Here is a 7,226-nt window from a genome sequence, read left to right as displayed (position 1 = left end):
AAGTGCGAGGCACACGCCAGGCCAGCTTGACCTGATGCCCACAAAACAGACAGCAGCTCATGGGTTGCAGGTTGTTAGCGATCTGGCGCGGCGGGTAGAAGCGGTTCAGCCAGTTGTTGAAGCGTATCGACAGATCGGCATGCGCGGCTTGACTGGTCACTGATGGTACTTTTTCCGGAATTTCGGCTTGGATACGGTGGCCGGCGGGGCGATCGGCGGCGGAACGGGATAATTGAGACGGTTGAGTAGGCTCAAGTCACGGCGTATTTTTGCGGCGGCAAAGTCCTGCATATGGCGGGTAAGGGTTTTGGGGCCGTTGGCCGCGCTGCCATGGGCGCGCATATTGCCGAAAACGAAGTGCGGTATCTCATCTGCTGACAGGCCAAGGTTGATTTGCCAGCGTGCTACGGTGAAGGCCGCATCCGGGCTCAGCCGGTATTGGAGCGTTTGTCCATGATGATCAAATCTTAGAAGTGTGGGTAGTTTTGAGATGAGTATGAATTCAACGTGCATCGCACGCGCGCCCTCCTCCTGCTTCTCCTGATTTAAGGATGGTTTGGGGTCCACTCAGGACTGGGTTGCAGTCCGCTCCCGGTCCGCTCTGGATGAGGTTCGTGATGAACTTTGTTTGGGCTTCCACTCATCGAGCGCGGCAAACGCCACGAGGTTCATGTCGTAGACGACCATATGACCGTTCAAGAAAGCCTTATGACCGACCTCCACAATGAGAACACGTGCGAGCAGCTCGCTTATGGCGCGTGCACAGTGCTAACGCCTTGCTCAGTCTCTGCCGCAATGGTCGCCCCCCTTGCGGAGACCCCTTCGCTTCCGTCACTGGCCTGTCTGCCATGTTGACGAGAAGAGCCTTTTGCGCGGCACTGCCGACGATCCGGCTACATACAAAGTGACGACCTTGTGGCTCATTACGTGAGCGCCTCAACTTGAACATATGTTTGTCCGTACTGACCCCATCGCTTCACGCAGCGCGCGTCGGCTACATGGCAGTCATCACGCCATGCAATGCGGCTCAGGCCATCGGCACAGGCCCGTTCGATCTTGTCGCTGTCCGGCTTCTGCGTGTGGTACTGGCCCTCTGCCTGTTTGCGCTTGCTCTACGCCTTAGGGATTTCAAGTATAACCATGATGCACCCTCGATAGGAGCCGGAAGGAGGGGCCGCGCGGTCTATGCAGCTTTGCTTTCGAAGCTGACAGCTCCTTGGGAGTGTGGACCCGCGCGCGGCCGGCAACGATAGCTGAGCGAGGTTTTTGCTTGCCGGGTATTGTGAACTCGGCCAACGGTCGAAGTTCGATGGCTTGGGGAGCTGGCGATGGTCGTCCTCTTTGTAATCGCCGCCTTCGTCATCGGGAGCCGTGCCAAACATTTCTTCTTGGTCCGGCTGGATGTCTACGCCTTCCCGCTCACCGAGGAACTTCTCTCTGTCGATCCTGACGATCTGGACTATCTGCCCGAGGCGATTGCCGAAGCTTGGCCACCTGTCGGCGGACCGGATGCAGCGGAACGACGTGATCCGGGCATAAGATACCAATAAGGACGCTGTTCGCTTCGCTAGCTGTATTATCCAGGTGATCCGCGTTATGTTCGAGAATGCGATCGACAGAGGCTGGAGCCAAGAGAATCTCGCCGTGGGACGGGGATGCTCAAGGAAGATACCGCGCCCCGCTCTCTGTGGCCGCAAGACAAGATCGGTGCTTTTCGGGCGGCAGCAGAGCAGGGCAACCGCCACAGACTTATCTTTGAACCTCTGCTAGGAACCGGTAGGAGGATTGGTGATGTGCTGCGGATGCGTTGGAGCGACATTTCGGAGCGGCATAGATGTCCGGCAGGGGAAAACCTGAGCGGCGCTTTGAATACCACTGATCGCGGATCTGCACACCACGTTGAAGGCCAATCCGAAGGCGGGAATGATAGTTTGCGCTCAGCCCAACGGCAAGCCGGCCAGCTATGACGTCGCCTGGGGCATGATGATGGTCATACGGAAGCGCATTGAAGCTGAAGCCTACGACATGCATGCCCTGCGCCACACGATCGCCCATGAGATTGCGGCGCTTGGCTGCTCGGACGACCTCCTAATAGCGGTAACGGTCCATTCCAGCCGCAGCATGGTGGCCTACTACGCTGGAGCGGCGCGGTAAAATTCCCGCGCAACCGAGGCGCAAGAACGCCGGGAACCTACCGGGGACAAAGATGCATGTCGCCCGAATGTTGCGAAGCGTCCAATTGCACCTTGCGCAGCAACCGGCTAACTTGTTGATGCGCAAGATTACGGAAGGGAAACAAACCTGGTGGTTTGGCCGGACTTCAACTCCGGTTGGGGCAGCGAGCCTGTCCCGGGTGGGTTCGACTCCCATTCCCTTCCGCCACCATCCAAAGGCCCGGCATGACCGAACACGCGACTGACTTCGACGAATGGCTGGCCGACACTTGGGCGGAAACCCAAGGGTTTACCCTGATGATGGTGCTGTTGGGACTTCCCGAAGGCCGGGTCGAGTTGCTGCGTTCAGCCCATCTGCATGTGATTGGCGATGATCTGGACTGGCGGACCCTTGCTGCACATCTGGACGGAGCAGGTGTGCATTGGGATGCCGTCGCCCTTTATCGTGCGGGCCGTGAGGGGCTGGTGGCGGATGACATCGCGCGCAGTCGCCTCGCCTCGCTCCTCAAGGCACTGCAAGGCGATCGCGGGTTGATCCGAGAGTCCGAGTTTCTCAATCGCGACGGGCTGCGGTTGCGCCTGGACGACGCGGTCTGATCAGCAGGCCGCTTCGGAGACTACCGCTTCAGCTGTACCCTTGAGGTCCAATCCGCGGGCGGTCGGCGGTTGCCAAGTTGGTGAATTCTCCACCGCGCCCTGAATGTTCGTGCCCAGTTGCGATCCGCCGGTACCGCCTGTCCAGCCGGTCGTGCCCGTGTTCTCGGGTGCCGTGCCGTCCTCGGATGCGTCAGGCTGTGTTGCGGGTTCCGCCTGTGTCGCCGGCTCAGGACACGCGGGCGCGGCACTCAGCCGTTCCTCTGCGGGCGGCGCTCCGGCCGGCGTCACCTGCGCCGACAGCGGGGCCGCCAGACCGACCAGAAGGGCAGCCAGGGATAGGGTGGTCTTGAATGAACATGTCATGGCAGATGCCTCGTGCTACTGCCACCAAACGTCCTGCCGACGGGGCGGTTCCCCTGCGGTCATCTGGAACCATCACCCGTTCCTGCGGTTCAGACCCCCACAAGGCGCGGGCCACCGCCGCAGCCGAAAACACCAACAGGGAGACCGCTATGAAAGCGCTGACTTGGCATGGCAAGAACGACATCCGCCACGACACGGTCGAAGACCCCCGTATCGAACAACCCGACGATATCATCATCAAGGTGACAGCCTGCGCGATCTGCGGGTCCGACCTGCACCTGATGGATGGCTGCATGCCAACCATGGAATCAGGTGACGTGCTGGGTCACGAATCGATGGGCGAAGTGGTCGAAACAGGCGCCACTCACAGCAAGTTCAAGAAGGGCGATCGCGTGGTCGTTCCCTTCAACCTGTCCTGCGGGCAATGCTATTTCTGCAAGAAGCAGCTTTATTCGCTGTGTGACCGTTCCAACCGCAATGCCGAGGTCGCCAAGACCGCCATGGGCCATTCTCCCGCAGGCTTGTTCGGTTATTCGCACATGCTGGGTGGCTATGCCGGTGGGCAGGCCGACTATCTGCGCGTTCCTTATGCCAGTGTTGGCCCCATTGCCGTTCCCGAAGGTCTGGACGACGAACAGGTCCTTTTCCTGTCCGACATCCTCCCTACGGGCTGGATGGCCGCCGAACACGCCAACATCGAGGAAGGCGACACCGTTGCGATCTGGGGATGCGGCCCGGTCGGCCAGATGGCCATCCTTTCTGCCTGGCTGCAGGGCGCAGGCCGTGTCATCGCCATCGATCAGGTGCCCGAGCGCCTGCAGATGGCACGGGATCATGGCCGCGCCGAAACCCTGGATTTCAGCGAGGTCGATATCTACGAAGCGCTGATGGAGATGACGGACGGGCGCGGTCCCGACAGTTGCATCGACTGCGTCGGCACCGAGGCGGCGGCGGACAGCGGCATCATGGCACGCGTGGACCGCGTCAAGACCGCCCTGTACTTGGGCACGGACCGCCCCTCGGTCCTGCGCGAGGCGATCATGTGCTGCCGCAAGGGGGGCACGATCTCGATCCCCGGCGTGTATGTCGGCATGGTTGACAAGCTGCCGATGGGGGCGCTGATGAACAAGGCGCTGGCCGTGCGCAGCGGCCAGACCCATTGCCAGCGCTACCTTCCGCAGCTTCTGGAGATGGTGCAACAGGGCAGGATCGACACCACGTTCCTGATCACCCACCGCGCCGACCTGTCCGAAGGCCCTGACCTCTACAAGTCGTTCCGCGACAAGGCCGACGGCTGCATCAAGGTGGTCATGCGCCCGCACGGCTGACGATTGCCCGGGCCCGTGGGAACAAAGCCCTCGGGCCTCGGTTGAATAGGCCCCGGGCCAAGGCCCGTCTCTCAGACCAAGGAATTCATCATGGCCACGAAGACGCTGGAAAACCTGTTCCACGACACGCTGCGGGACATCTATTACGCCGAGCGCAAGATCCTGAAGACTCTGCCCAAGATGGCCCGCGCCGCGCAGTCCGAAGAGCTGAAGGCCGCCTTCCAGCAGCACCGCGAGGAAACCCAGGGTCAGGTCGACCGCCTGCAGCAGGTGTTCGAACTAATCGGCAAGCCCGCCCGCGGCAAGACCTGTGATGCCATCGAGGGCATCGTCGCCGAAGGCGAGGAGATCATGGAAGAGTTCAAGGGCTCGCCCGCCCTCGACGCCGGTCTGGTCGCGGCTGCGCAGGCGGTCGAGCATTACGAGATGGCCCGTTACGGCACGCTCAAGTCCTGGGCTCAACTGCTGAAGATGGACGAGGCCGTATCGCTGCTGGACCAGACCCTGCAGGAAGAAATGTCCACCGACGAAAAGCTGACCATGCTGGGCGAAAACACTGCCAACCCGGCCGCGATCCAGGAAACGGCCTGATCAGGTCCCTGCCCTGCCCCAGCTGGGGCGGGGCACCCCCGTGTCAAATCACGCCCAGAACCAGCGGAACCAGCACGATGACGGCCAGCACCGTTGTCTGGCCCAGCAGCAGCAGGATCGCCGCTGGCCCCACATCCGCCAGCCGCGCCAGCGATGTCTTCATCCCCACGGCCGCCACGGCAGCCACCAGGACGGCGCGCGACAGCGTCGATGCCCCTTCGACGGCCAAGGGCGGGATGAGGTGGAGCGAATTGGCTGCTGCCAGCACCAGAAAGCCCAGCACGAAGGCCGGCAACAAGGGCGGACGATGGCTCGATCCCGAATGGGAACGGCGCATTGCCAGTGCCGCGATCAGCACCACGGGCGCCAGCATCGTGACGCGGATCAGCTTCACGACCGCGGCCACGTCGCCCGTTTCGTCCGACATTGAATATCCCGCCCCCACGACTTGCGCGACATCATGGATGGTCGCGCCCAGGAACAACCCGCTGTGATGGGCATCCAGCCCCAGCCCTGCCGCCAGCGTCGGGTAGAGGATCATGGCGACTGTCGACAGGGCCGTGACGGTGATGACGGTAAAGGACAGGTCTCGTTCGGTCGTTTCGTGCAGAGGCAGAACCGAGGCGATGGCCATTGCCGCCGAAGCGCCGCAGATCGCGACAGAACCGCCCGTCAGCAGGCCAAAGGCCCGGTCCCGCCCCAGATGCCGCGCCAGCAGCACCGATGACAGGATGATCCCGGCGATCGACAGCGTGATCAGCCCGACAAAGGGCCAACCGATGTCACGCACCATGTCGACCGATACGCGCAATCCGAGCAGGGCGACGCCGATGCGCAACAGGCCGCGCGCCGCAAATTCGATACCCGGCCCGGCCCGCTCGTCCTCGGCCAGGAAATGCAGCGGCATGCCCAGCAGGATCGCCATCAGCATCACCGGAACGCCATAATGTCCTGACAGAAACTGCGCCGCCATGGCGACGACCACAGCCAGTGTCACGCCCGGCCCCAGATGTCGTCCCCGCGCGGCCCAGACCTGTGTCCACGCTGTCATGCGTGCAAAAGGGGCCACGAGGCCCCTTTCATTGACAGGTCCAAGGTCACTGGATGTCCCTTGCGCGTTCCTCGGTCAGTTCCGCCTCGGCCTCCTCGACCGCCCGGCGGAAGCTGGCTAAGATCTCCTCGCCGCCGTCCACATTGGTGGTGAACCATTCATAGACAGGCGCAGCAGCCTCGGTGAAGGCGGCCTTTTCGGCCATGGACGGCACGTAAAGGTCGCCGCCCCCTGCCACGAATTCCTCATAGGCCGCGATCGACTTGCGCTTGGGTGAGGCAAAGGTCGCCTGCTGCAATTGGTAGAAGCCGTCCACCACGATGGCCCGCATCTCCTCAGGCATCGACATGAAGCGCTCATTCGACATCCACCACATTGCGCCCATGTAGGCATGCCCGTCCAGCGTCAGGTAGTTCAAACCGGCCTCGGGAAAACGCATTGACATGATGTCGGTGATCCCGTTGGCCGTGCCCTCGACCACCCGCGTCTGCAGCGAGGTGAACAGTTCGGCCCAGGGAATCGGCGTGGGCGAGGCATCCAGCGCCCGCACCAGCTCTTGCGGCAGGTCGGCCACCACGGTGCGCATTTTCAGGCCCGCGATGTCCTCGGGCGTCTGGATACGGCGTTGGGTATTGGCAAAGTTGCGCCAGCCGCCGGTATTGCCGATGGTCATCAGCCGCAGCATGCCGCCGGAATCCTCCAATGCCATGTCGCGCAACTGACGCGTGAAATCACCTGTCAGCACGCGCTCGGCGACCCGGTCGTCTGCCATGATATAGGGCAGGTCCAGCACCTGCACATAGGGGAACAGACCCGCCGCCCCGTCCGACGTGGAAATGTAAACGTCGATCGACCCGTCCGCCACGCCCTGCAGACACTCCGCCCCGTTGGAGCACAGCTGCGTTCCCATATAGATTTCGACGGCTATGGCCCCGTTGGACGCTGCCTCGACATGCGACTTGAAAACCTGCAGGCCGTCAAAATCCTCGTCGCTCTCGTTCGAGTTGGCGACAGCCCGGATGGTGTACTCCGCTTCTTGCGCCATTGCGGGCACGGCTGCCGACAGGGTCAGCGCGGTCAACAGTGTCAGGCTTGTCTTGAACATGGTGGTCCTCCCTTATC

At 62.1% G+C, this 7,226-nt stretch carries 9 protein-coding genes, 1 tRNA gene and 1 pseudogene; 6 read left to right on the top strand and 5 right to left on the bottom strand.

What is annotated here, in order from left to right; genetic code table 11:
* Nucleotides 1–156 precede the first annotated feature (156 nt).
* Nucleotides 157–513 carry a hypothetical protein gene (locus tag ACLHHB_RS06435; RefSeq protein WP_410217450.1) on the bottom strand — a complete coding sequence of 119 codons (357 nt, stop codon included), beginning with the start codon at nucleotides 511–513 and terminating at the stop codon, nucleotides 157–159.
* Nucleotides 514–923: 410 nt separating this feature from the next.
* Nucleotides 924–1,100, bottom strand: a pseudogene (locus tag ACLHHB_RS06430) (RusA family crossover junction endodeoxyribonuclease); the annotation flags it as partial.
* 228 nt (nucleotides 1,101–1,328) lie between these two features.
* Here ACLHHB_RS06430 and ACLHHB_RS06425 point away from each other — a divergent pair.
* From ACLHHB_RS06425 to ACLHHB_RS06410, 4 genes are all read left to right on the top strand, one after another.
* A complete protein-coding gene (locus tag ACLHHB_RS06425) occupies nucleotides 1,329–1,550 on the top strand; it encodes a hypothetical protein (RefSeq protein WP_410217449.1) in 222 nt (73 codons plus the stop codon).
* A gap of 349 nt (nucleotides 1,551–1,899) precedes the next feature.
* Entirely contained in the window at nucleotides 1,900–2,154 is a 255-nt protein-coding gene (locus ACLHHB_RS06420) for a tyrosine-type recombinase/integrase (protein ID WP_410217448.1), read from the top strand.
* Between the two features lie 132 nt (nucleotides 2,155–2,286).
* Nucleotides 2,287–2,382 (top strand) — tRNA-Sec (locus tag ACLHHB_RS06415).
* A gap of 17 nt (nucleotides 2,383–2,399) precedes the next feature.
* Nucleotides 2,400–2,771 (top strand): hypothetical protein, encoded by a 372-nt coding sequence (locus ACLHHB_RS06410; protein WP_410217447.1) that lies wholly within the window; start codon nucleotides 2,400–2,402, stop codon nucleotides 2,769–2,771.
* Here the strand turns inward: ACLHHB_RS06410 and ACLHHB_RS06405 are convergent, their stop codons facing one another.
* The gene (locus tag ACLHHB_RS06405) at nucleotides 2,772–3,134 is read right to left on the bottom strand and encodes a hypothetical protein (protein WP_410217446.1); all 363 of its coding nucleotides are present in this window, start codon (nucleotides 3,132–3,134) and stop codon (nucleotides 2,772–2,774) included.
* A 149-nt stretch (nucleotides 3,135–3,283) separates the two neighbouring features.
* Here ACLHHB_RS06405 and ACLHHB_RS06400 point away from each other — a divergent pair, with 149 nt between their 5' ends.
* Together ACLHHB_RS06400 and ACLHHB_RS06395 are read left to right on the top strand one after the other, a co-directional pair.
* The gene (locus ACLHHB_RS06400; RefSeq protein ID WP_410217445.1) at nucleotides 3,284–4,462 is read left to right on the top strand and encodes a zinc-dependent alcohol dehydrogenase; all 1,179 of its coding nucleotides are present in this window, start codon (nucleotides 3,284–3,286) and stop codon (nucleotides 4,460–4,462) included.
* 90 nt (nucleotides 4,463–4,552) lie between these two features.
* Nucleotides 4,553–5,053: a ferritin-like domain-containing protein gene (locus ACLHHB_RS06395; RefSeq protein WP_410217444.1), complete on the top strand. Its 501-nt coding sequence runs from the start codon at nucleotides 4,553–4,555 to the stop codon at nucleotides 5,051–5,053.
* Nucleotides 5,054–5,096: 43 nt separating this feature from the next.
* Here ACLHHB_RS06395 and ACLHHB_RS06390 read toward each other — a convergent pair whose 3' ends face one another.
* Together ACLHHB_RS06390 and dctP are read right to left on the bottom strand one after the other, a co-directional pair.
* Nucleotides 5,097–6,122, bottom strand: coding sequence for a YeiH family protein (locus ACLHHB_RS06390; RefSeq protein ID WP_410217443.1), 1,026 nt, complete (start codon nucleotides 6,120–6,122; stop codon nucleotides 5,097–5,099).
* A 28-nt stretch (nucleotides 6,123–6,150) separates the two neighbouring features.
* Complete coding sequence (gene dctP, locus ACLHHB_RS06385) at nucleotides 6,151–7,209, bottom strand: TRAP transporter substrate-binding protein DctP (protein ID WP_410217442.1); 1,059 nt, start codon at nucleotides 7,207–7,209, stop codon at nucleotides 6,151–6,153.
* Nucleotides 7,210–7,226 lie beyond the last annotated feature (17 nt).

Source organism: Paracoccus sp. (in: a-proteobacteria), from assembly GCF_046462195.1.
Taxonomy (GTDB): domain Bacteria; phylum Pseudomonadota; class Alphaproteobacteria; order Rhodobacterales; family Rhodobacteraceae; genus Paracoccus.
Note: the sequence above shows the minus strand (reverse complement) of the source record. Positions and strands in the feature narration are given on the sequence as shown.

What these genes read in the sequence shown, in the direction of transcription:
- ACLHHB_RS06435 (WP_410217450.1), bottom strand. Translation starts at nt 513, where the DNA reads ATGCACGTTGAATTCATACTCATCTCAAAACTACCCACACTTCTAAGA.
- ACLHHB_RS06425 (WP_410217449.1), top strand. Translation starts at nt 1,329, where the DNA reads ATGGTCGTCCTCTTTGTAATCGCCGCCTTCGTCATCGGGAGCCGTGCC.
- ACLHHB_RS06410 (WP_410217447.1), top strand. Translation starts at nt 2,400, where the DNA reads ATGACCGAACACGCGACTGACTTCGACGAATGGCTGGCCGACACTTGG.
- ACLHHB_RS06405 (WP_410217446.1), bottom strand. Translation starts at nt 3,134, where the DNA reads ATGACATGTTCATTCAAGACCACCCTATCCCTGGCTGCCCTTCTGGTC.
- ACLHHB_RS06400 (WP_410217445.1), top strand. Translation starts at nt 3,284, where the DNA reads ATGAAAGCGCTGACTTGGCATGGCAAGAACGACATCCGCCACGACACG.
- ACLHHB_RS06395 (WP_410217444.1), top strand. Translation starts at nt 4,553, where the DNA reads ATGGCCACGAAGACGCTGGAAAACCTGTTCCACGACACGCTGCGGGAC.
- dctP (WP_410217442.1), bottom strand. Translation starts at nt 7,209, where the DNA reads ATGTTCAAGACAAGCCTGACACTGTTGACCGCGCTGACCCTGTCGGCA.